Source organism: Streptomyces sp. NPDC001380 (assembly GCF_042895785.1).
In the GTDB taxonomy this organism is placed as follows: domain Bacteria; phylum Actinomycetota; class Actinomycetes; order Streptomycetales; family Streptomycetaceae; genus Peterkaempfera.
Map to the genome: position 1 here is coordinate 129,609 of NZ_JBIAWP010000003.1, position 22,868 is coordinate 152,476.

General features: G+C 73.2%; 25 protein-coding genes. 23 read left to right on the forward strand and 2 right to left on the reverse strand.

Annotated features, from left to right (window positions below; translation table 11 throughout):
* The 14 genes from rplR to truA all read left to right on the forward strand — a co-directional run bounded on the left by rplR (position 1) and on the right by truA (position 9,356).
* Positions 1–384: a 50S ribosomal protein L18 gene (gene rplR / locus ACFY07_RS05465; RefSeq protein ID WP_230648762.1), complete on the forward strand. Its 384-nt coding sequence runs from the start codon at positions 1–3 to the stop codon at positions 382–384.
* A 46-nt stretch (positions 385–430) separates the two neighbouring features.
* Positions 431–1,042, forward strand: coding sequence for a 30S ribosomal protein S5 (gene rpsE, locus ACFY07_RS05470; RefSeq protein ID WP_230648760.1), 612 nt, complete (start codon positions 431–433; stop codon positions 1,040–1,042).
* Positions 1,042–1,224: a 50S ribosomal protein L30 gene (rpmD, locus tag ACFY07_RS05475; RefSeq protein WP_030300409.1), complete on the forward strand. Its 183-nt coding sequence runs from the start codon at positions 1,042–1,044 to the stop codon at positions 1,222–1,224. Before rpsE ends, rpmD begins: the two co-directional genes overlap by 1 nt.
* 1 nt (position 1,225) lies before the next feature.
* On the forward strand, positions 1,226–1,678 hold the full coding sequence (gene rplO, locus ACFY07_RS05480; protein WP_230648757.1) for a 50S ribosomal protein L15: 453 nt from the start codon (positions 1,226–1,228) through the stop codon (positions 1,676–1,678).
* Between the two features lie 202 nt (positions 1,679–1,880).
* Positions 1,881–3,194: a preprotein translocase subunit SecY gene (gene secY, locus ACFY07_RS05485; RefSeq protein WP_390867500.1), complete on the forward strand. Its 1,314-nt coding sequence runs from the start codon at positions 1,881–1,883 to the stop codon at positions 3,192–3,194.
* Entirely contained in the window at positions 3,194–3,841 is a 648-nt protein-coding gene (locus ACFY07_RS05490) for an adenylate kinase (protein ID WP_390867501.1), read from the forward strand. Before secY ends, ACFY07_RS05490 begins: the two co-directional genes overlap by 1 nt.
* Positions 3,842–3,999: 158 nt before the next feature.
* Entirely contained in the window at positions 4,000–4,833 is an 834-nt protein-coding gene (gene map / locus ACFY07_RS05495; RefSeq protein ID WP_390867502.1) for a type I methionyl aminopeptidase, read from the forward strand.
* A gap of 193 nt (positions 4,834–5,026) precedes the next feature.
* Complete coding sequence (gene infA, locus ACFY07_RS05500) at positions 5,027–5,248, forward strand: translation initiation factor IF-1 (RefSeq protein WP_014144336.1); 222 nt, start codon at positions 5,027–5,029, stop codon at positions 5,246–5,248.
* Between the two features lie 87 nt (positions 5,249–5,335).
* Positions 5,336–5,449 (forward strand): 50S ribosomal protein L36, encoded by a 114-nt coding sequence (gene rpmJ / locus ACFY07_RS05505; RefSeq protein ID WP_009740505.1) that lies wholly within the window; start codon positions 5,336–5,338, stop codon positions 5,447–5,449.
* Positions 5,450–5,613: 164 nt separating this feature from the next.
* The gene (gene rpsM / locus ACFY07_RS05510; protein WP_230648746.1) at positions 5,614–5,994 is read left to right on the forward strand and encodes a 30S ribosomal protein S13; all 381 of its coding nucleotides are present in this window, start codon (positions 5,614–5,616) and stop codon (positions 5,992–5,994) included.
* Positions 5,995–6,068: 74 nt separating this feature from the next.
* Positions 6,069–6,476 (forward strand): 30S ribosomal protein S11, encoded by a 408-nt coding sequence (gene rpsK / locus ACFY07_RS05515; RefSeq protein WP_037575384.1) that lies wholly within the window; start codon positions 6,069–6,071, stop codon positions 6,474–6,476.
* Positions 6,477–6,599: 123 nt separating this feature from the next.
* A complete protein-coding gene (locus tag ACFY07_RS05520) occupies positions 6,600–7,622 on the forward strand; it encodes a DNA-directed RNA polymerase subunit alpha (protein WP_055585118.1) in 1,023 nt (340 codons plus the stop codon).
* 146 nt (positions 7,623–7,768) lie between these two features.
* Complete coding sequence (rplQ, locus tag ACFY07_RS05525; protein ID WP_230648744.1) at positions 7,769–8,296, forward strand: 50S ribosomal protein L17; 528 nt, start codon at positions 7,769–7,771, stop codon at positions 8,294–8,296.
* Between the two features lie 142 nt (positions 8,297–8,438).
* Complete coding sequence (gene truA, locus ACFY07_RS05530; RefSeq protein ID WP_390867667.1) at positions 8,439–9,356, forward strand: tRNA pseudouridine(38-40) synthase TruA; 918 nt, start codon at positions 8,439–8,441, stop codon at positions 9,354–9,356.
* Positions 9,357–9,404: 48 nt separating this feature from the next.
* Here truA and ACFY07_RS05535 read toward each other — a convergent pair whose 3' ends face one another.
* Positions 9,405–10,571 carry a hypothetical protein gene (locus ACFY07_RS05535; RefSeq protein WP_390867503.1) on the reverse strand — a complete coding sequence of 389 codons (1,167 nt, stop codon included), beginning with the start codon at positions 10,569–10,571 and terminating at the stop codon, positions 9,405–9,407.
* A gap of 142 nt (positions 10,572–10,713) precedes the next feature.
* Between ACFY07_RS05535 and ACFY07_RS05540 the strand changes: the two genes are divergently transcribed.
* The 4 genes from ACFY07_RS05540 (at position 10,714) to glmM (ending at position 15,237) form a co-directional block, all read left to right on the forward strand.
* On the forward strand, positions 10,714–12,363 hold the full coding sequence (locus tag ACFY07_RS05540; protein ID WP_390867505.1) for an ABC-F family ATP-binding cassette domain-containing protein: 1,650 nt from the start codon (positions 10,714–10,716) through the stop codon (positions 12,361–12,363).
* 337 nt (positions 12,364–12,700) lie between these two features.
* On the forward strand, positions 12,701–13,144 hold the full coding sequence (gene rplM / locus ACFY07_RS05545) for a 50S ribosomal protein L13 (RefSeq protein WP_230648735.1): 444 nt from the start codon (positions 12,701–12,703) through the stop codon (positions 13,142–13,144).
* A gap of 47 nt (positions 13,145–13,191) precedes the next feature.
* The gene (gene rpsI, locus ACFY07_RS05550) at positions 13,192–13,674 is read left to right on the forward strand and encodes a 30S ribosomal protein S9 (RefSeq protein ID WP_230648732.1); all 483 of its coding nucleotides are present in this window, start codon (positions 13,192–13,194) and stop codon (positions 13,672–13,674) included.
* Between the two features lie 201 nt (positions 13,675–13,875).
* On the forward strand, positions 13,876–15,237 hold the full coding sequence (glmM, locus tag ACFY07_RS05555) for a phosphoglucosamine mutase (RefSeq protein ID WP_230648729.1): 1,362 nt from the start codon (positions 13,876–13,878) through the stop codon (positions 15,235–15,237).
* Between the two features lie 91 nt (positions 15,238–15,328).
* Here the strand turns inward: glmM and coaA are convergent, their stop codons facing one another.
* Positions 15,329–16,363 (reverse strand): type I pantothenate kinase, encoded by a 1,035-nt coding sequence (coaA, locus tag ACFY07_RS05560; RefSeq protein WP_230648726.1) that lies wholly within the window; start codon positions 16,361–16,363, stop codon positions 15,329–15,331.
* 120 nt (positions 16,364–16,483) lie between these two features.
* Between coaA and glmS the strand changes: the two genes are divergently transcribed.
* From glmS to alr, 5 genes are all read left to right on the forward strand, one after another.
* Entirely contained in the window at positions 16,484–18,331 is a 1,848-nt protein-coding gene (gene glmS / locus ACFY07_RS05565) for a glutamine--fructose-6-phosphate transaminase (isomerizing) (RefSeq protein WP_390867507.1), read from the forward strand.
* A 126-nt stretch (positions 18,332–18,457) separates the two neighbouring features.
* Positions 18,458–18,826, forward strand: coding sequence for a holo-ACP synthase (locus ACFY07_RS05570; RefSeq protein ID WP_390867508.1), 369 nt, complete (start codon positions 18,458–18,460; stop codon positions 18,824–18,826).
* Positions 18,827–18,929: 103 nt separating this feature from the next.
* Positions 18,930–20,534, forward strand: coding sequence for an NAD(P)H-hydrate epimerase (locus tag ACFY07_RS05575; protein ID WP_390867510.1), 1,605 nt, complete (start codon positions 18,930–18,932; stop codon positions 20,532–20,534).
* A gap of 220 nt (positions 20,535–20,754) precedes the next feature.
* Positions 20,755–21,474, forward strand: a complete 720-nt coding sequence (locus ACFY07_RS05580; RefSeq protein ID WP_230648714.1) for a L,D-transpeptidase — start codon at positions 20,755–20,757, stop codon at positions 21,472–21,474.
* Between the two features lie 189 nt (positions 21,475–21,663).
* Complete coding sequence (gene alr / locus ACFY07_RS05585) at positions 21,664–22,845, forward strand: alanine racemase (protein WP_390867511.1); 1,182 nt, start codon at positions 21,664–21,666, stop codon at positions 22,843–22,845.
* The last annotated feature ends 23 nt before the right edge of the window (positions 22,846–22,868 follow it).

Consider the following 22,868-nt stretch of genomic DNA (forward strand, 5'->3'; position numbering starts at 1 on the left):
ATGGCAGTCGGTGTGAAGATCGGCAAGGGCAACGCCTACAAGGGCACCGCCCGCAAGCGCCGCGCCATCCGCGTTCGCAAGCGCGTCGTCGGCAGCGAGGTGCGTCCGCGCCTCGTCGTGACCCGCTCGAACCGCCACATGGTGGCCCAGGTCATCGACGACGCCCAGGGTCACACCCTGGCGTCGGCGTCCACCCTCGACGTGTCGATCCGCGGCAACGAGGGCGACAAGACCGAGCAGGCCAAGAAGGTCGGAGCCCTGGTCGCCGAGCGTGCCAAGGCCGCCGGCATCGAGCAGGTCGTCTTCGACCGCGCGGGCAACCGCTACGCCGGCCGCATCGCGGCCCTGGCGGACGCGGCCCGTGAGGCCGGGCTCGACTTCTGAGCCGTTCGTCGCAAGCTAGCGGACGTAAACGAGAGAGGTAATTCCAATGGCTGGACCCCAGCGCCGCGGTGGCGGCGCCGGTGGCGGCGAGCGGCGTGACCGTAAGCGGGACGGTCGGGACGGCGGCCAGGCCGCCGAGAAGACCGCCTACGTCGAGCGTGTCGTCGCGATCAACCGCGTCGCCAAGGTTGTCAAGGGTGGTCGTCGCTTCAGCTTCACCGCGCTGGTCGTGGTGGGCGACGGCGACGGCACCGTCGGTGTCGGCTACGGCAAGGCCAAGGAGGTGCCGGCCGCCATCGCCAAGGGTGTGGAGGAGGCCAAGAAGCACTTCTTCAAGGTCCCCCGTATCCAGGGCACCATCCCGCACCCCATCCAGGGTGAGAAGGCCGCGGGCGTCGTGCTGCTGAAGCCGGCCTCCCCCGGTACCGGCGTCATCGCCGGCGGCCCGGTGCGCGCCGTCCTGGAGTGCGCCGGCGTCCACGACATCCTGTCGAAGTCGCTCGGCTCCGACAACGCCATCAACATCGTGCACGCCACGGTGGAGGCTCTGAAGGGGCTCGTCCGCCCCGAGGAGATCGCCGCCCGCCGCGGCCTGCCGCTCGAGGACGTCGCCCCCGCCGCACTGCTGCGGGCGCGCGCTGCGGGGGCGAGTGCCTGATGGCTCGCCTGAAGATCACGCAGACCAAGTCCTACATCGGCAGCAAGCAGAACCACCGCGAGACGCTGCGCTCGCTGGGTCTCAAGCGCATGCACGATGTGGTCGTGAAGGAGGACCGTCCCGAGATCCGCGGGATGGCCCAGACCGTGCGTCACCTCGTCACGGTCGAGGAGGTGGACTGACATGGGCGACAACCCGATCAAGATCCACAACCTGCGGCCCGCCCCGGGCGCCAAGACCGCCAAGACCCGCGTGGGTCGTGGTGAGGCGTCCAAGGGCAAGACCGCCGGTCGTGGCACCAAGGGCACCAAGGCCCGCTACCAGGTTCCGCAGCGCTTCGAGGGTGGCCAGATGCCCCTCCACATGCGCCTGCCGAAGCTGAAGGGCTTCAAGAACCCCTTCAAGGTCGAGTTCCAGGTCGTGAACCTGGACAAGCTCGCGGCCCTCTACCCGCAGGGTGGCGAGGTCACCGTGGCCGACCTGGTCGCGAAGGGCGCGGTTCGCAAGAACCAGCTCGTCAAGGTGCTCGGCACCGGCGAGGTCTCCGTGGCGCTGCAGGTGACGGTCGACGCCGTCTCCGGCTCCGCCAAGGAGAAGATCACCGCCGCCGGCGGTACCGTGACCGAGCTCATCTGAGCCCTCGGCCGGAAGCATGAGAACGGGGCCGTCCCTCCTCCGAGGGGCGGCCCCGTCCCATTTGCGGGTGGCATCCGCCGCTGAGCGGGCCACGCGCTTCATCAGGGTGGCCACGCACTGTTAGAGTCCGTGGAGTCCACCCTTACGCCCCTTCATCACCGACCCTTCCGCCGACGACGCGCGGGAGGCGCAGGAGGCACCCGTGCTCAGTGCGTTCGCGCGGGCGTTCAAGACGCCCGACCTGCGCAAGAAGCTGCTGTTCACACTGGGCATCATGGTGCTGTTCCGGATGGGCGCGCACGTACCCGTGCCGGGGGTCAGCTTCGAGAACGTCCAGACGTGCATCGACGAGAGCAAGGGCAGCCAGGGCCTGTTCGGCCTGGTGAACCTGTTCAGCGGCGGTGCGCTGCTCCAGCTGACGATCTTCGCCCTCGGCATCATGCCGTACATCACCGCCAGCATCATCCTCCAGCTCCTCACCGTGGTGATCCCGCGGCTGGAAGCGCTGAAGAAGGAGGGCCAGGCGGGCACGGCGAAGATCACCCAGTACACCCGGTACCTCACCATCGCCCTCGCCGTGCTCCAGGGCACCGGCATCGTGGCGACGGCCTCCAGCGGCGCGCTCTTCAGCGGCTGCTCGGTGGGCAGCCAGATCGTGCCGGACACCGGCGTCTTCCGGATCGCCACCATGGTCATCACCATGACCGCCGGCACCACCGTGATCATGTGGCTCGGCGAGCTCATCACCGACCGCGGCATCGGCAACGGCATGTCGATCCTGATCTTCACCTCGATCGCGGCCGGCTTCCCGACCTCCCTGTGGGCGATCAAGCTCCAGGGCAAGATCGGCGACGGCTGGGTGGAGTTCCTCAGCGTCATCGCCATCGGCCTGGTCGTGGTCGCGCTCGTCATCTTCGTCGAGCAGGCCCAGCGCCGGATCCCGGTCCAGTACGCCAAGCGCATGATCGGGCGCCGCGCCTTCGGCGGCACCTCGACCTACATCCCCCTCAAGGTGAACCAGGCCGGCGTCATCCCGGTCATCTTCGCCTCGTCGCTGCTCTACATCCCGTCGCTGGCGGCCCAGCTGACCGGGAGCACCGCCGGGTGGGCGGTCTGGATCAAGGACAACTTCACCCGCGGCGACCACCCGATCTACATGGTCGTCTACTTCGTGCTGATCGTCTTCTTCGCCTTCTTCTACGTCGCGATCTCCTTCAACCCCGAGGAAGTCGCCGACAACATGAAGAAGTATGGTGGTTTCATCCCGGGCATCCGGGCAGGCCGCCCCACCGCGGAGTACCTGAACTACGTCCTCACCAGGATCACCTGGCCCGGTTCCCTCTATCTGGGCATCATCGCGCTGATCCCGATGATCGCCCTGGTGGCGTTCAAGGCCAACCAGAACTTCCCGTTCGGCGGCACCAGCATCCTCATCGTCGTGGGTGTCGGCCTCGAAACTGTCAAGCAGATCGAGAGCCAGCTCCAGCAGCGCAACTACGAAGGGTTCCTCCGCTGATGCGAATCGTCCTCGTCGGACCGCCCGGGGCCGGGAAGGGGACCCAGGCCCATCTCCTGGCCAAGACCCTCTCGATCCCGCACATCTCCACCGGCGACCTGTTCCGCGCCAACATCAGCCAGGGCACCCCGCTGGGGCTCGAGGCGAAGGCGTACATGGACGCGGGCAAGCTGGTGCCGGACGAGATCACCATCGGCATGGCCAAGGACCGCATGACCCAGCCGGACGCCGCCAAGGGCTTCCTGCTGGACGGCTTCCCGCGGAACCTCGGCCAGGCCAAGGCGCTCGACGAGATCCTGGCCGACGCCGGGATAGCGCTGGACGGCGTGCTCGACCTCGAGGTCCCCGAGGAGGAGGTCGTCAAGCGCATCGCCGGCCGCCGGCTGTGCCGCAACAACGGCAGCCACGTCTTCCACGTGGACTACAACCCGCCGGCGCGGGACGGCGTCTGCGACGAGTGCGGCGGCGAGCTGTACCAGCGCACGGACGACACCGAGGAGGCCGTCCGGGTCCGCCTCGAGGAGTACCACAGCAAGACCGAGCCGATCATCGGCTACTACGCGGACCAGGGCCTGCTGGTGGCCATCCCGGCACTGGGCAGGGTCTCCGAGGTCACGGAGCGCGCCATCGAGGCGCTCCGCAGGTAGCGCACGCACGCACGACCGGGCCGCGGCCGCCGCAGGGCGGTGCCGCGGCCCGGTGTGCTTCCCGGGTGCGGCGAGGCCGTACCGTGGAGGGGCCGGGCGGACCGCCCGACCGGCCAGGGCATGGAGAACACGCAGTGGTGCTGGGAAGGCGAGACCGCATGGTAGAGATCAAGACCCCCGAGCAGATCGCGAAGATGCGTGAGGCCGGGCTGGTCGTCGCCGAGGCGCTGAAGGCGTGCCGCGAGGCGGCCGTCCCCGGCGTCACCACGAAGGAGCTCGACGCCGTCGCGGCGAAGGTGATCGCCGACCACGGCGCCACCTCCAACTTCCTCGGCTACCACGGCTTCACCGGCACCATCTGCTCCTCGGTGAACGACGTGGTCGTCCACGGCATCCCGGGCGACCTGGAGCTGCGGTCCGGCGACGTCATCTCCATCGACTGCGGCGCGATCGTCGACGGCTGGCACGGCGACGCCGCGGTCACCGTGCTCGTCGGCGACGGCCACGGCGAGGAGCTCCACGAGCTGAGCCGCGTCACCGAGGCCTCGATGTGGGCCGGCATCGCCGCGGTGCGCAAGGGCAACCGGCTCCAGGACGTGAGCCGCGCCATCGAGTCGTACATCCGCCGCCAGCCGCTGCCGCCCAAGGGCAAGTACGGCATCGTCGAGGGCTACGGCGGCCACGGCATCGGCACCGCCATGCACATGGACCCGCACGTGCTGAACTACGTCGACCGCGGCCGCGGCCGGGGCCCGAAGCTGGTGGAGGGCCTCTGCATCGCCATCGAGCCGATGGTGAGCCTGGGTACCCCGCACACCCACGTCCTCGAGGACGACTGGACGGTCAAGACCAACGACGGCACCTGGGCCGCGCACTGGGAGCACTCGGTCGCGCTCACCGAGCAGGGCCCGCTCGTGCTCACCGCCTTCGACGGCGGCCGGGCCGAGCTCGCCGCGCTGGGCGTCACCGCCGCCCCCGACCCGCTGGGCTGAGCCTCCCGCCGGCCCGACCGGCCCGACCGGCCCGACCGGCCCGACCGGCCCGGACCCGCCGGTCCGGGCCGGTTTCGCGTTTGGTTGCCCCCTGAAGTAGACTGACGCGTCGGCTCATTCCTGGCTTCGGCGCGGCCGTGCCCGGGATGAGACGATCACGGTAGTCGAGCCCGGAAGGCGATCAGCGAACCTTATGCCCAAGAAGCAAGGGGCCATCGAGATCGAGGGCACCGTCATCGAGTCTCTGCCGAACGCGATGTTCAAGGTGGAGCTCCAGAACGGGCACAAGGTCCTCGCGCACATCAGCGGCAAGATGCGGATGCACTACATCCGCATCCTCCCGGACGACCGCGTCGTCGTCGAGCTCAGCCCGTACGACCTCACCCGCGGGCGCATCGTCTACCGCTACAAGTAGGACCCAGACAGATCTCGCGCCGTGACGGCCGCGCCCTCGAGGGGGTGCGGCCCTCTCGTGGCGCACGACCCGGAGAACCTGAATCCCATGAAGGTCAAGCCGAGCGTCAAGAAGATCTGCGACAAGTGCAAGGTGATCCGCCGCCACGGCCGGGTCATGGTGATCTGCGAGAACCTGCGCCACAAGCAGCGCCAGGGCTGATCATCCCCCTTCTGCACCTGCCGTAACTCTTCGCGCGACGCGAATTTCCCACGCGGTGCCCGTCCCCTCCCGGGGGCGCCACCCCCGGCGGAGGCCGGGGCCTCCTGCAGCAGCGGGAGAGGCGGCACCGCGCCAAACCTCCGAAGAACCACAGGAGCCACTCCATGGCACGCCTTGTCGGCGTCGACCTCCCCCGCGAGAAGCGGATCGAGATCGCCCTCACCTACATTTTCGGCATCGGCCGCACCCGTGCCCAGCAGACGCTGGCCGAGACCGGCGTGAACCCGGACGTCCGCGTCCGTGACATCGCCGAGGACGACCTGGTCAAGCTCCGCGACTGGATCGAGGCCAACTACAAGATCGAGGGCGACCTCCGCCGCGAGGTCCAGGCCGACATCCGCCGCAAGGTCGAGATCGGCTGCTACGAGGGTCTGCGCCACCGCCGCGGCCTCCCGGTCCACGGTCAGCGCACCCACACCAACGCCCGTACCCGCAAGGGCCCGCGTCGCGCCATCGCCGGCAAGAAGAAGCCGGGCAAGAAGTAGTCCGCTCCCAGAACCGGACTTCCCATCCGGCCCGCTGGTAGCGGACCGACCACCTCATCAGGAGATTCAGACTTATGCCTCCGAAGGGCCGTCAGGCTGCGGGCGCCAAGAAGGTGCGCCGCAAGGAGAAGAAGAACGTCGCTCACGGGCACGCCCACATCAAGAGCACGTTCAACAACACGATCGTCTCGATCACCGACCCGACCGGCAACGTGATCTCGTGGGCGTCCGCCGGCCACGTCGGCTTCAAGGGCTCCCGCAAGTCCACGCCGTTCGCCGCGCAGATGGCCGCCGAGGCCGCCGCCCGCCGCGCCCAGGAGCACGGCATGCGCAAGGTCGACGTCTTCGTCAAGGGCCCCGGCTCCGGCCGTGAGACCGCGATCCGCTCCCTCCAGGCCACCGGCCTCGAGGTCGGCTCGATCCAGGACGTCACCCCGACCCCGCACAACGGCTGCCGCCCGCCGAAGCGCCGCCGCGTCTGACCTTTCGGTCGGACCAGGGTCCGCCCGACCCCGTACGGGCTCCCCTCCACCGGGGGAGCCCGTACGCTTGAGTCCATCGGCATCAAATAGCGGGTGCCGAAGACAACTGGAGGAACACCTCTCATGCTGATCGCTCAGCGTCCCTCGTTGACCGAAGAGGTCGTCGACGAGTTCCGCTCCCGGTTCGTGATCGAGCCGCTGGAGCCGGGCTTCGGCTACACCCTCGGCAACTCGCTCCGCCGCACGCTCCTCTCCTCGATCCCGGGTGCCGCCGTCACCTCGATCCGGATCGACGGCGTCCTGCACGAGTTCACCACCGTGCCGGGCGTCAAGGAGGACGTCACCGACCTCATCCTCAACATCAAGCAGCTGGTCGTCTCCTCGGAGCACGACGAGCCGGTCGTGATGTACCTGCGCAAGCAGGGCCCGGGTGTGGTCACCGCCGCCGACATCGCGCCCCCGGCCGGTGTCGAGGTGCACAACCCCGAGCTGGTCCTCGCCACCCTGAACGGCAAGGGCAAGCTGGAGATGGAGCTGACCGTCGAGCGCGGTCGCGGCTACGTCTCCGCCGTGCAGAACAAGCAGTCCGGCCAGGAGATCGGCCGGATCCCGGTCGACTCGATCTACAGCCCCGTGCTGAAGGTCACCTACAAGGTCGAGGCGACCCGTGTCGAGCAGCGCACCGACTTCGACAAGCTGATCGTCGACGTCGAGACCAAGCCCGCCATGCGTCCCCGCGACGCCATGGCCTCGGCCGGCAAGACCCTCGTCGAGCTGTTCGGCCTCGCCCGCGAGCTGAACGTCGACGCCGAGGGCATCGACATGGGCCCGTCCCCCACGGACGCCGCCCTGGCCGCCGACCTGGCGCTGCCGATCGAGGAGCTGGAGCTCACGGTCCGCTCCTACAACTGCCTCAAGCGTGAGGGCATCCACACCGTGGGTGAGCTCGTCGCCCGCTCGGAGGCCGACCTGCTCGACATCCGCAACTTCGGTGCGAAGTCGATCGACGAGGTCAAGGCGAAGCTGGCCGGCATGGGCCTGGCCCTCAAGGACAGCCCGCCCGGGTTCGACCCGACCGCCGCCGCCGACGCGTTCGGCGCCGACGACCTCGACGACTCCGGCTACGCGGAGACCGAGCAGTACTGAGCCCCGGCTCCGTACGCAGCACCACCCCGCCGGGCGGCGTCCGCGCCGCCCGGCACCCCTGAGCCAAGTCCTGCGGGCACCGTGCCCGCAGGCCCTCTCCGGTACCTGGTACGGCCGGAGCAGGAGATATGAGGAGATCGATCCCCATGCCGCGTCCCACCAAGGGAGCCCGCCTCGGCGGCGGTCCGTCGCACGAGCGCCTGCTGCTGGCCGGTCTGGCCCGCGAGCTGTTCCAGTACGGCCGCATCACCACCACCGAGGCCAAGGCCCGCCGCCTGCGCCCGGTGGCGGAGAAGCTGATCACCAAGGCGAAGAAGGGCGACCTGCACAACCGTCGCCTGGTGCGCCAGACCATCACCGACGTGTCGGTGCTGCACACCCTCTTCACCGAGATCGCGCCGCGCTACGAGAACCGCCCCGGCGGTTACACCCGCATCACCAAGATCGGCCCCCGTCGCGGCGACAACGCCCCGATGGCCGTGATCGAGCTGGTCGAGGCGCTGACCGTCGCGCAGAACGCGGTGGGCGAGGCCGAGGCCGCCACCAAGCGCGCCGTCAAGGAGGCCGACGAGGCCAAGGCCGCCAAGGCCGAGGGCTCCGAGGACGCCACCTCCGAGCAGGCCACCGAGGCTTCGGCCAAGGAGCAGGCCGAGGGCGACGCCAAGGACGCCTGAGCCCCTCGCAGGGTTCGCAGCGGACGGGCCCGTTCCCCCCACCCGGGGGAGCGGGCCCGTCCCGCCGTATCGGGGCCCGGTGCCCCGACCGCCGTACAGGGAGAGTCGAGCAGTGGTGAACGAGTGCGCCGAGACGCCCGCCGTGCCGGACGGGCCGGCCGACGGCGCCGTCCGGGTCCGGCTGGACCTCGCGTACGACGGGACGGACTTCTCCGGCTGGGCCCGGCAGCCCGGCCGGCGGACCGTGCAGGGCGAGGTCGAGGACGCCCTGCGCACGGTGCTCCGCACCGGCCTGCCGGTGGAGCTCACGGTCGCCGGCCGCACCGACGCCGGGGTGCACGCACGCGGGCAGGTGGCCCACGTCGACCTCCCGGCGGAGCTGTGGGAGGCGCACCGGGAGAATCTGCGCCGCCGGCTCGCCGGGCGGCTGCCCGCGGACGTCCGGGTCTGGTCCCTCACCGAGGCGCCGCACGGCTTCGACGCCCGCTTCGCCGCGGTCTGGCGCCGGTACGCCTACCGGGTCGCCGACCACCCGGGCGGGGTCGACCCGCTGCGGCGCGGGCACGTCCTGTGGCACGACCGCCCGCTGGACGTCGACGCCATGAACGAGGCCGCCGCCCTGCTGCTGGGCGAGCACGACTTCGCCGCCTACTGCAAGAAGCGGGAGGGGGCCACCACGGTGCGCACCCTGCTGGAGCTGGGCTGGGAGCGCACGCCCGCCGACCCCCACGCCGCTCCGGCCACCGGCCCGGCGGGGCCCGCGGCCACCGGCCTCGTGGTCGCCACCGTCCGCGCGGACGCCTTCTGCCACAACATGGTCCGCGCCCTGGTCGGCGCGATGCTGCTGGTCGGCGACGGGCGGCGGCCGGTCGGCTTCCCCGGCGAGGTGCTGACCGGGCGGGTGCGCAACTCCGCGGTCAACGTGGTCCGGCCGCACGGCCTGACCCTGGAGGAGGTCGGCTACCCGGCCGACGGCCTGCTGATGGAGCGCAACCGCACCGCCCGCCGGATGCGCACCCTGCCGGGCGCGGCCCCCGCCGGGCCCGCCCCGCGGGTCTGAGGCCCCCGCGGGGGTGCCGGCCGGCCCGCCGCGGCGGGCCGGCGGCGGTCAGCCCGTCGGGGCGACCGTGACCGTGCGCTGCGCGGCGGTCAGCCGGCCGCGCTGGAGCAGCGTGAAGCGGGCCAGCTGGGCGATGTCCGCCGAGGCGCGCCCGACGGCCTTGTCCTTCTGGGTCGCCGGCTTCCCGCTCCGGTAGCCGCCCGTGGTGAGGTAGGCGTACCGGCCCGCCGACCCGTAGGTGAGCACGCACTTCACGTCCCGGCAGAACGGGCGGATGGTCCGGTACAGCGAGTAGATGTTGCCGGTCTGCTTCTTCGCGACGGCCTGGGCCTGCTCGGGGGTGTCGAACTCGACGATGCCGACGGTCACCGCGATGTCCCTGGTGATGTACGTCGCCCGGTACACGGCCCGGCACTTGTTGCGGACCAGGATCTCGCCGAGGCCGCTCGAACCCGCCTTGATGCACTCGCCGGTCCCGTGCGGACGGCCGTCCCGGTCGTAGGTGCGGCCGTTGACCGACACGCGGGCGTCCGGGAAGAGCGTGCGGGGGCTGAGCGGGGCGGTGTCCTTGTTCTTGTCGCCGATGATCTCCAGCGGGTCCACCGGCGGCGGGGGCGGCGTGGGGCTCGGCCTCACCGAGGAGACCGACGGTGACGGGCTCGCCGAGGGGCCCGACGCCACGTCCTTGCCGCCGCCGACGTTCAGGGCGACCGCCACGATCCCGGCGACCGCGGCGGCGGCCAGCACGCCGCCGCCCGCCAGGAACAGGCGCCGGCGCCTGCGGGCCGCGGCGTCGTTGCGGTCCGCGAGCGCCGCCCAGTCCGGCTCGGAGGGGTTGCGGGGCAGCGGGTCCGGCGCGGTGTAGGGGCCGGACTGCGGCAGGCCCTGCTGCGGCGCGCCCTGCCCGCCGGGGTGGCCGTAGCCCCCCTGCTGCGGGTAGCCGTAGCCGCCCGGCTGGCCGGTGGCGTGCGCCGGGAACGCGGAGCCCTGCTGCGATCCGGGCTGCTGGGGCCCGGGCTGCTGGGGGTGGCCCTGCTGGCCCCCCACCGCGCGCTGCGGCAGGCCCTGCGGTGTCGTCCCGGCGGGGGCCGACGCCTGCGGACCGCCCTGCTGAGCCCCCGGCCACGGCGCGCCGCCCTGCGGATGCCCGGCCGCGGGCCCCTCCTGCGGCTGCCCGCCGCCCGTCCCCGGAGCAGATCCCCACCCATCGTTCATGGGCCCGAATCCTAGGGCATCCGGGCGGACGCATCCCCGGCCAGGTCGGCGTCCGCCGGTCCGGCCGGCGACGGCGCGGCCCCCGCCGCCCGGGGTGAAAAGCGTTTGGGCGCGGCCCCGCCCTGCGCGCACAATCCCTGCCATGGGACACGTCGAGATCTCGCACCTGGAGTACTACCTGCCGGACGGGCGGGTGCTGTTCGACGACGCGTCCTTCCGTGTCGGCGAGGGTGCCGCGGTGGCGCTGGTCGGCGCCAACGGCGCCGGCAAGACCACCCTGCTGCGGCTGCTCGCCGGCGACGTCCAGCCGCACGGCGGGACCGTCACGGTCGGCGGCGGCCTGGGGGTGATGCGCCAGTTCGTCGGCACCACCGGCCGCGGCCCGGACGGCGGCGCGCTGCCGTCCGACGCCTCCGTCCGCGACCTGCTGGTCTCCGTCGCCCCGCCGCGGATCAGGACCGCCGCGCGGGCGGTGGACGCCGCCGAGCTGGCGATGATGGCGCAGGACGACGAGCCCGCCCAGCTGGACTACGCGCAGGCGCTGGCCGACTGGGCCGACGCCGGCGGCTACGAGTACGAGACCGTCTGGGACGTGTGCACCACCGCCGCCCTCGGCGTCCCCTTCGAGCGCGCCCAGTGGCGCGCGCTCACCACCCTCTCCGGCGGCGAGCAGAAGCGGCTCGTCCTGGAGGCGCTGCTGCGCGGCCCGGACGAGGTGCTGCTGCTGGACGAGCCGGACAACTACCTGGACGTCCCGGGCAAGCGCTGGCTGGAGGAGCAGATCCGGGCCACGCCCAAGACGGTCCTCTTCGTCTCGCACGACCGGGAGCTGCTGGCCCGCACCGCGGACAAGGTCGTCAGCGTGGAGCCCGGCCCGGCGGGCAGCCGGGTGTGGGTGCACGGCGGCGGCTTCGCCTCGTACCACGAGGCGCGCAGGGAGCGCTTCGAGCGGCTGGAGGAGCTGCGCCGCCGCTGGGACGAGGAGCACGCCAAGCTGAGGCAGCTGGTGAACACCCTCAAGACCAAGGCCGCCTTCAACGACGGGCTCGCCTCCCGCTACCAGGCGGCGCAGACCCGGCTGCGGAAGTTCGAGGAGGCCGGGCCGCCGGAGGTGCCGCCGCGCGAGCAGCAGATCTCCATGCGGCTGAAGGGCGGCCGTACCGGCGTGCGGGCCGTGACCTGCGAGGGCCTGGAGCTCACCGGGCTGATGAAGCCGTTCGACCTGGAGGTCTTCTACGGCGAGCGGGTCGCGGTGCTGGGCTCCAACGGCTCCGGGAAGTCGCACTTCCTGCGGCTGCTGGCCGGCGACGCCTCGGTGCGGCACACGGGGGAGTGGCGGCTGGGCGCCCGGGTCGTCCCGGGCCACTTCCGGCAGACGCACGCCCATCCGGAGCTGAGGGGCCGCACGCCCCGGGAGATCCTGGAGACCGAGCACGCGAAGGACCGGGGCCAGGCGATGTCCGCGCTGCGCCGGTACGAGCTGCACGGCCAGGCCGACCTGCGCTTCGAGTCGCTGTCGGGCGGTCAGCAGGCGCGGCTGATGATCCTGCGGCTGGAGCTGTCGGGGGTCACCGCGCTGCTGCTGGACGAGCCCACCGACAACCTGGACCTGGAGAGCGCCGAGGCGCTGCAGGAGGGGCTGGAGTCCTTCGACGGGACGGTGCTCTGCGTCACCCACGACCGGTGGTTCGCCCGGTCCTTCGACCGCTTCCTGGTCTTCGGGCAGGACGGGCGGGTGCGGGAGGCGCCGGAGCCGGTCTGGGACGAGGCCAGGGTGGCCCGCGAGCGGTGACCGCCGCGGTCCGGCCGCCGTGCGGGGGCGGCGGCCGGGGCGGACGGAGGGACGACCGGCGGGGACGCCCGGCGGGGCCGTCCGGAGGGGACGTCTGGCAGAGATGACCCGTACGCCGTACGGGTCGTTTTGACCCGTCCGCCGTCCGGCCGGTATTCTGCGAGCTTGTTGTGCGTATTGGCTCGCTCCATCTCACGTGAGAGGTCGGTACGCCGGTTCACCGGGCCGATGACCAGCGGACCCGTCCTGTTGCGTCCAGGGCGGCACGTCCAGGCTGATCGTGATCGTCCGGGTGGCCCTGTCAGGACACACTCACTGAAAAGCGAAGGCTACGACCGTGCGTACGTACAGCCCTAAGCCCGGCGACGTCCAGCGTCAGTGGCACGTCATCGACGCGACCGACGTCGTGCTGGGCCGCCTGGCCTCCCAGGCAGCCTCTCTCCTCCGGGGCAAGCACAAGCCGGTGTACGCGCCTCACGTCGACACCGGTGACTTCGTCATCATCGTCAACGCCGACAAGGTGCACCTCTCCGGCAACAAGCGGACCCAGAAGCTGGCCTACCGTCACTCCGGCTACCCGGGCGGTCTCCGCTCGGTCCGCTACGACGACCTCCTCGCGAACAACCCCGAGAAGGCCGTGGAGAAGGCGATCAAGGGCATGCTGCCGAAGAACTCCCTCGGCCGCCAGATGCTCTCCAAGCTCAAGGTGTACTCGGGCGACCAGCACCCCCACGCTGCCCAGCAGCCGGTGCCGTTCGAGATCACCCAGGTCGCGCAGTAATTCCGGCCACCAAACCCCCAACTGAGTAGCAGGAGCTGAGGATCACCGTGGCCGAGACTGCCATCGAGACCCCCCTCGAGGTCGACGAGACCGTCGAGGAGAACTACACCACCGAGTCGCTGGCCTCCCGCTTCGGCGAGGCCATCCCGGGCGCCGGCCTCGGCCGCCGCAAGGAGGCGATCGCCCGCGTGCGCATCGTCCCCGGCACCGGTGTGTGGAAGATCAACGGCCGCACCCTGGAGGAGTACTTCCCCAACAAGGTGCACCAGCAGATCGTCAACGAGCCCTTCAAGGTGCTCGAGATCGACGGCCGCTACGACGTCATCGCCCGCATCAGCGGCGGCGGCGTCTCCGGCCAGGCCGGCGCCCTGCGCCTCGGCGTGGCCCGCGCCCTCAACGAGGCGGACGTGGACAACAACCGCGGCCCGCTCAAGAAGGCCGGGTTCCTGACCCGCGACGCCCGCGCCACCGAGCGCAAGAAGGCCGGTCTGAAGAAGGCCCGCAAGGCGCCGCAGTACAGCAAGCGCTAAGCACAGCCGTCGTACGACGCCCCGGGGGCTCCCGCCCCCGGGGCGTCGTGCATCCTGAGCAGCATCGCCGGGCGTGGCAGGTACGCCCGATGGAGTAGTCGTACGGAATGCGGAACCCGGGCGCGGGCAGGTGCACGAGCACTGTGCCGCCTGCCCCCGGAGGGCGCTCCCGCGCGGCGACGAGCCACGGAGGATGAACAAGTGGGACGACTCTTCGGCACGGACGGCGTTCGGGGCGTCGCCAACGCGGACCTGACCGCCGAGCTGGCGCTGGGGCTGTCGGTGGCCGCCGCGCACGTGCTCGGCGACGCCGGGGCCTTCGAGGGCCACCGGCCGGTCGCGGTGGTCGGCCGCGACCCGCGGGCCTCGGGCGAGTTCCTGGAGGCCGCCGTCATCGCCGGCCTCGCCAGCTCCGGCGTGGACGTGCTGCGGGTCGGCGTGCTGCCGACGCCCGCCGTCGCGTACCTCACCGGCGCGCTCGGCGCGGACCTCGGCGTGATGCTGTCCGCCAGCCACAACCCGATGCCCGACAACGGCATCAAGTTCCTCGCCCGCGGCGGCCACAAGCTCGCCGACGAGATCGAGGACGCCATCGAGGAGCAGTACCGGCAGCACGCCGCCGACGCGTCCTGGACCCGCCCCACCGGCGCGGCCGTCGGCCGGGTCCGCGACTACGACGAGGGCGTCGACCGCTACATCGCCCACCTGGTCGCCGTGCTGCCGAACCGCCTGGACGGGCTGAGGGTCGTCATCGACGGCGCCCACGGCGCCGCCGCCCGCATCTCGCCCGACGCCTTCGCGCGCGCCGGCGCCGAGGTCGTCCACACCCTGGGCGCGGACCCCGACGGCCTCAACATCAACGACGGCGTCGGCTCCACCCACCTCGACCGGCTGCGCGCCGCCGTCGTCGAGCACCGCGCCGACCTGGGCCTCGCCCACGACGGCGACGCCGACCGCTGCCTGGCCGTGGACGCCGAGGGCAACGAGGTGGACGGCGACCAGATCCTCGCGATCCTGGCCGTCGGCATGCGCGAGGCCGGCACGCTGCGCAAGAACACCGTGGTCGCCACCGTCATGTCGAACCTCGGCTTCAAGCTGGCGATGGAGCGCGAGGGCATCGACCTGGTGCAGACGGCGGTCGGCGACCGCTACGTCCTGGAGGCGATGAAGGAGCACGGCTACTCGCTGGGCGGCGAGCAGTCCGGCCACGTCATCCTGCTGGACCACGCCACGACCGGCGACGGCACCCTCACCGGCCTCATGCTGGCCGCCCGGGTCGCCGCCACCAAGCAGCCGCTCGCGGACCTCGCCGCCGTGATGACCCGGCTGCCGCAGGTCCTCGTCAACGTCAAGGGCGTCGACAAGGCGCGGGCGCACACCTCCGAGGGCCTGGCGGAGGCCGTCGCGGCCGCCGAGGCCGAACTGGGCTCCACCGGGCGGGTCCTGCTGCGCCCCTCGGGCACCGAGCCGCTGGTGCGCGTCATGGTGGAGGCCGCGGAGGCGGGCCAGGCGCGGGCCGTCGCCGAGCGGCTGGCCGAGGCCGTCCGCACCCACCTGGGCTGACCGCCGTACGGACGGTGCGGGGCGCCCCTCCCGGAGGGGCGCCCCGCACCGTCGCGTGCCCCGCCGGGCCGTCAGGACCCGCGCCGGGCCCTCAGAGCTTGCGCAGGCGCGCCCGCCGCACCTTGTGGTCGGACCCCTTCTGCAGCACGAGGGTGGCCCGGCCGCGGGTGGGCAGCACGTTCTCCACCAGGTTGGGCCTGTTGATGGTCCGCCAGACGGTGCGCCCGTACTCCAGGGCCTCCTCCTCCGGCACGTCGGTGAACCGGCGGAAGTACGACGACGGGTCCTGGAAGGCGGTCTGCCGCAGCTTGCGGAAGCGGGAGAGGTACCACTCCTCGATGTCGTCGGTGCGGGCGTCGACGTAGATGGAGAAGTCGAAGTAGTCGGAGACCGCGAGCCGGGTCCGGCCGTCCTTGCCCGGCAGCGCGGGCTGCAGCACGTTCAGCCCCTCGACGATGAGGATGTCGGGCCGGCGCACCGTCAGCCGCTCGCCCGGCACGATGTCGTAGACCAGGTGCGAGTAGACCGGCGCCGTCACCTCGTCGCGGCCCGCCTTGACGTCGGCCACGAAGCGGGTGAGCGCCCGGCGGTCGTACGACTCGGGGAAGCCCTTGCGGGCCATCAGACCGCGCCGCCGCAGCTCCGCGTTGGGCAGCAGGAAGCCGTCGGTGGTGACGAGCTCCACCCGGGGGTGCTCCGGCCAGCGGGCCAGCAGGGCGCGCAGCACGCGGGCGGTGGTGGACTTGCCGACCGCGACCGACCCGGCGACGCCGATGACGAACGGGGTGCGGGCGGCCTCCGCGCCGGGGCCGTCCACCAGGTGGGGGCGGTCGAGGAAGGTCCCGACCGCGCCGCGCAGCTCCCGGGTGGCGTGGACGTACAGGTTGAGCAGCCGGGAGAGCGGCAGGTAGACGTCGACGACCTCGTCGAGGTCCATGGCGTCGCCGAGGCCGCGCAGGCGCTCCACCTCGTCCGCGGTGAGCGGCAGCGGGGTGCGGTCGCGCAGGGCGCTCCAGCCGGCCCGGTCGAGGTCGACGTAGGGGGTCGGCGAGGGCGGCGCCGGGGTCTGCGCGGCCGGGGCGGGGGCGCCCTGGGGGAGGGCTTCGGTCGTCAGCACGTGCTCCATTGTCGTCCGTGCCCGGCGACCGGGACCGTGTGGGTTCCGTCACGGCGCGGGGCCCCCGCGGTCCCTCCTGCGGTGTGACGAGTCGTACCGGTGGGCCCGGGGCCGCTTATGCTGGCGGCCATGTGCGGAATCGTTGGTTACGTGGGCGGGCAGCCCGCGCTTGATGTAGTGATCGCCGGCCTGAAGAGACTGGAGTACCGCGGCTACGACTCGGCGGGTGTCGCCGTGCAGACCGAGAGCGACGGAACGCTGGCCGTCGACAAGCGGGCGGGCAAGCTCGCCAACCTGGAGAAGTCCCTCGCGGACACCCCGCTGCCCGGCGGCACCACCGGCATCGGCCACACCCGCTGGGCCACCCACGGCGGTCCCACGGACGCCAACGCCCACCCCCACCTGGACGACACCGCCAAGGTCGCCGTCGTCCACAACGGGATCATCGAGAACTTCGCCGCCCTGCGCGCCGAGATCGCCGAGCGCGGCCACCAGCTGCGCTCCGAGACCGACACCGAGGTCGTCGCCCACCTGCTGGGCGAGGAGTACGAGGGCGACCTCGCCGAGGCCATGCGGAAGGTCTGCCGCCGCCTGGACGGCGCGTTCACCCTGGTGGCCGTGCACGCGGACTCCCCCGGCGTGGTCGTCGGCGCCCGCCGCAACTCGCCGCTGGTCGTCGGCCGCGGCGAGGGCGAGAACTTCCTCGCCTCCGACGTCGCCGCCTTCATCGCCCACACCCGCGAGGCCGTCGAGCTCGGCCAGGACCAGGTCGTGGAGCTGCGGGCCGGCTCCGTCACGGTGACGGACTTCGACGGCGCCCCGGCCGAGGTGCGCGAGTACCACGTGGACTGGGACGCCTCCGCCGCCGAGAAGGGCGGCTACGACTACTTCATGCTCAAGGAGATCGCCGAGCAGCCCAAGGCGGTCGCCGACACCCTCCTCGGCCGCATCGGCACCGACGGCCGCCTCACCCTGGACGAGGTCCGGATCGAGGACCGGGTGCTGCGCGCGGTCGACAAGATCGTCATCGTGGCCTGCGGCACCGCCTTCCACGCGGGCATGATCGCCAAGTACGCGATCGAGCACTGGACCCGGGTGCCCTGCGAGGTCGAGCTCGCCAGCGAGTTCCGCTACCGCGACCCGATCCTGGACCAGCAGACCCTGGTCATCGCCATCTCCCAGTCCGGCGAGACCATGGACACCCTGATGGCCCTGCGGCACGCCCGCGAGCAGGGCGCCAAGGTGCTGGCCATCTGCAACACCAACGGCTCCACCATCCCGCGCGAGTCCGACGCGGTGCTGTACACCCACGCGGGCCCCGAGGTCGCGGTCGCCTCCACCAAGGCGTTCCTCACCCAGCTGGTCGCCTGCTACCTGGTCGCCCTCTACCTGGGCCAGGTGCGCGGCACCAAGTGGGGCGACGAGATCAACGAGGTCATCCGCCAGCTGGCCGACGCCCCCCGCCAGGTGGAGGAGGTGCTGGGCACCATGGAGCCGGTCCGCGAGCTGGCCCGCTCCCTCGCGGACGCCCCCGCCGTGCTCTTCCTCGGCCGCCACGTGGGCTACCCGGTGGCGCTGGAGGGCGCGCTCAAGCTCAAGGAGCTGGCGTACATGCACGCCGAGGGCTTCGCGGCCGGCGAGCTGAAGCACGGCCCGATCGCCCTCATCGAGCAGGACCTGCCGGTCGTCGTGGTGGTGCCCTCGCCGCGCGGCCGCTCGGTGCTGCACGACAAGATCGTCTCCAACATCCAGGAGATCCGCGCCCGCGGTGCCCGCACCATCGTGGTCGCGGAGGAGGGCGACGAGGCGGTGGCCCCCTACGCCGACCACCTCATCCGCATCCCGGCGACGCCGACGCTGCTCCAGCCGCTGGTCTCCACGGTGCCGCTGCAGGTCTTCGCCTGCGAGCTGGCGACCGCCAAGGGCCACGAGGTGGACCAGCCGCGCAACCTCGCCAAGTCGGTGACGGTGGAGTAGCCGCCGCCCGCCGCACCGGGCCGGGCCGTCCCCTGGGGGGACGGCCCGGCCTGCCCTTTCCCCGCCGGTGCGGAATGCTGTTCGGAAGGCGGGCGCACGGCGCGCCGGTCCGGGAGGAGCAGGCGGATGATCATAGGCGTGGGCATCGACGTCGCGGCCATCGACCGGTTCGGGGAGTCGCTGGAGCGCACGCCCCGGATGGCCGAGCGGCTCTTCACCGAGGTCGAGCTGTACCTGCCGTCCGGCGAGCGGCGCGGCACCGCCTCCCTGGCCGCCCGGTTCGCCGCCAAGGAGGCCCTGGCCAAGGCGCTCGGGGCGCCCGCCGGGCTCAACTGGCTCGACGCCGAGGTGCACAGCGAGCCGTCCGGGCGGCCGGTGCTGAAGGTGGCGGGCACGGTCGCCGCCCGCGCCGCCGAGCTCGGCGTGACGGCCTGGCACGTGTCGCTCAGCCACGACGGGGGCGTGGCGTCGGCGGTGGTGGTCGCCGAGGGGTGAACCGGCCCGGGACGACCCGTCCGGGGGAACCCCGCCGGAGGGGGTACCCGTCCGAGGGGGCATCCGTCCGGCGCAGGGCGGACCATCGCTGAGGGAGGCTCGGATGCGGTACGCGCACACGGTGGAGCGGGTGCGGGCGGCGGAGGCGGCGCTGATGGCGCGGCTGCCGGAGGGCACGCTGATGCAGCGCGCCGCCGCGGGGATCGCCGCCACCTGCGCGGCGGCCCTGTCGGACCGGCGCGGCGGCGTGTACGGCAGCCGCGTCGCCGTCCTGGCCGGCGGCGGGGACAACGGCGGCGACGCCCTGTACGCCGCCGCCCGCCTCGCCCGCCGCGGCGCGGGCGTCACCGCCGTGCTGCTCGCCCCGGGGAGGGCCCACCCCGGCGGCCTGGCCGCGCTGCGCGCCGCCGGCGGCACCGCCGTCGACCGCGGCGGCGAGGGCCTCGTCGAGGCCGCGGACCTGGTCCTCGACGGCATCACCGGCATCGGCGGCCGCGGCGGGCTCCGCCCGGAGGCGCTCCCGTACGCGGCGGCGGCGCAGCGGGCCCGCGGGCGCCGCGGCGCGCTGGTGGTCGCCGTCGACCTGCCCAGCGGCGTCGACGCGGACACCGGGGAGGTGCACGGTGCCGCCGTGCGGGCCGACGTCACCGTCTGCCTCGGCACCCACAAGCCGGGGCTGCTGGTCGACCCCGGCGCCGGGTACGCGGGCGTCGTGCGCCTCGTCGACATCGGGCTCGGCCCCGAACTGGGGGAGGGCCGCCCCGGCGGCCGCGCCGCCTGCGAGGCGCTCCAGCACGCCGACGCCGCCGCCCTGCTGCCCCGCCCCACCGGCGAGAGCGACAAGTACCGGCGCGGCGTGGTCGGCATCGCCGCCGGGTCCGCCCGCTACCCCGGCGCGGCCGTGCTCGCCACGGCGGGCGCGCTGCACGGCGGCGCGGGCGCCGTCCGGTACGCGGGCAGCGCCGCCGAGGAGGTCGTGCGGCGCTTCCCCGAGGCCCTGGTCTCCGCGGGCGGGCCCGCGGAGGCGGGCCGCGTCCAGGCGTGGGTGGTCGGCCCCGGGCTCGGCGACGGGCCCGAGGCGCACCGGGCGCTGGACGAGGCGCTGGCCTCGGACGTGCCGGTCCTCGTCGACGCCGACGGCCTCACCCTGCTGGCGCGGCGCGGTCCGGCCGCCCTGGAGGGCCGCCGCGCCCCGGTGCTGCTCACCCCGCACGCCGGGGAGGCGGTGCGGCTGCTCGCGGCCGCGCACCGGCCCGACCCGGCCGCCGAGGTCGCCGCGGCCCGGCTGCGGCACGCGGTGCGGATCGCGGAGGCGTACGGGGCGGCGGTGCTGCTCAAGGGCTCCACCACGGTCGTCGTGCCCGCCCCGGCGGAGTCGGCGCGGGTGCACTCCGCGGAGTACCGCGAGTGGCCGGTCTTCCCGGTCGCCGCCCGCACCCCGGTCCGGGTGAACCCGACCGGCACCCCCTGGCTGGCCACCGCGGGCAGCGGCGACGTGCTCTCCGGACTCGCCGGGTCGCTCCTCGCCTCCGGGCTGGACCCGGTGGACGCCGCCTCCTGCGCCGCCTACCTGCACGGCCTGGCCGCCCGCACCGCCGCCGCCGGGCACGCTCCCGGCGGCGGGGACGCCGCGGGCGCCCCGGTCTCGGCGCTGGACGTCGCCGCGGCGCTGCGGGCGGCCTGGCGGAGCGTGCGGTCCGCCCCCTGAGCCGGGCGGCCTCCCGCAACGGCCCGTCCGGCCCGCCCTGCCCGTCCGGTCCGTCCGGCCCGTTCTCCGAACCGGACCGGTCACGGCTGCGTAACACCCGCGCACCCCTGCAACCACTGCTCCGTCCGGGTGGTCTTCAGAGGTGTGCGGGTGGGGAGCACGCCCTCGTCCGAGCGGCGGCCGCCCGCACGACCCTCAGGGGGAGAGGCGAGGCGAGAGCATGCAGAACGAGCAGAGGGCCGCGCGGCGGCCACGCGCGGCCGCCCTCGGCCGGCGGGCCGGCGCGGCACTGGCCGTCGCGGGCCTGGCGGCCCCGGTGACCCTCCTCGCCGGCGGCCAGGCGCAGGCGGCGACGTCCTGCACCACGCAGACCGGCCCGTACCAGCGGCAGGTGGAGTCCTACCTGAAACTGAAGGTCGACGGGAGGCAGTCGCCCACCGACTGCCGCGCCATCCAGAGCTTCCAGGTCAGGTACGGCATCACCCCGCACATCGGCTACGCCGGCCCGATCACCTGGGGGAAGATGCAGGAGCTCCAGGCCCGCGCCAACCCCAACGCCTCCGGCGCCTGCCCGGTCAACAAGGGGCGCATCGCCTGCGTCGACCTCAAGCGGCAGCTCGTGTGGGTCCAGTACGGCAAGAAGGTGATCTTCAACCCGGTGAGGATCCGCTCCGGGCGCGACGGCTACGAGACCCGCACCGGCCTCAAGCGCGTCTACTGGCGGCACATCGACCACTACTCGACGCTGTACCACGTGGCCATGCCGTACAGCCAGTTCTTCGACGGCGGCCAGGCCTTCCACGGCGTCTCCATCCCGATCTCCCAGCCGCCCGGCTCGCACGGCTGCGTCAACATGACCAACGGCGACGCCAGGCGCCTGTGGGGCGTGCTCAAGCTCCACGACTACGTCTACGTCTGGGGCAAGCGCCCGGGCACCTGACCCGCCCTGCCGCGCGGCGCCCGCCCCGGGCCGGACCCGGGACGGGCGCCGCGCGTCTCCCGGCCACGTGTCCCGATCACGTGTCCCGGCCGTGCCGCGCGGCCACGTGTCCCCGACCACGTGTCCCGGGTCACCTCGCGCGGGAACCGGGGCGCCGGGATGGGAGACTGGCAGGCGATGAGAACAGCGATGCGAGCCGAAGCGACGGTGGACCTGGCGGCGCTGCGGTCCAACGTCGAGACCCTGCGGGCCCGCGCGTCCGGCGCCGCGCTGATGGCCGTGGTCAAGGCCGACGCCTACGGGCACGGCGCCCTGCCCTGCGCCCGCGAGGCCCTGCTGGCCGGTGCGACCTGGCTCGGCACCGCCACCCCCGAGGAGGCGCTCGCGCTGCGCGCCGCCGGCATCGGCCCGGAGCAGGCCCGGGTGCTGTGCTGGCTGTGGACGCCCGGCGGCCCCTGGGCCGAGGCGCTGCGCGCCTCCGTCGACGTCTCCGTCAGCGCCCGCTGGGCCCTGGACGAGCTGCTCGCCGCCGTCGGGGAGACCGGCGTACCGGCCCGCGTCCACCTCAAGGCCGACACCGGCCTCGGCCGCAACGGCTGCCAGCCCCACGACTGGCCCGACCTGGTCGTCGCCGCCCGCCGCGCCGAGGCCGGCGGCCTGCTGCGCATCGCCGGCGTCTGGTCGCACCTCGCCGCCGCCGACGAGCCCGGCCACCCCTCGATCCGGGCCCAGCTCACCGCGTTCGACGAGGCCGTGGGCCACGCGGAGGCCCAGGGGGCCCGCCTGGAGGTCCGCCACCTCGCCAACTCGCCCGCCACCCTGCTGCTGCCCGAGACCCACCACGACCTCGTCCGCACCGGGCTCGCCCTGTACGGGCTCTCACCGGTGCCGGAGGTCGGCTCCCCGGCCGACTTCGGGCTGCGGCCGGTGATGACGCTGGAGGCCCGGCTGGCCTCGGTCAAGCGGGTTCCCGGCGGCCACGGCGTGAGCTACGGCCACCACTACACGACCCCGGGCGAGACCACGCTCGGCCTGGTGCCGGTCGGCTACGCCGACGGCATCCCCCGGCACGCCAGCGGCACCGGGCCCGTCCAGGTCGCCGGAAAGTGGCGCACGGCCGCCGGGCGGGTCGCCATGGACCAGTTCGTCGTCGACCTGGGCGGCGACAGCGCCGAGCCCGGCGACACGGCGGTGCTCTTCGGCCCCGGGGACCGGGGCGAGCCCACCGCCGAGGACTGGGCGCGGGCCTGCGGGACCATCGCCTACGAGATCGTGACCCGGATCGGGGTAAGAGTCCCGCGCAGGCATGTGAACGGGACGGCCGGCACCGGAGCCGGCGGGCAGGAGGGCACCCCCCGACATGGGCAGTGACGCGGGCAGGGCGGTGGACGCGG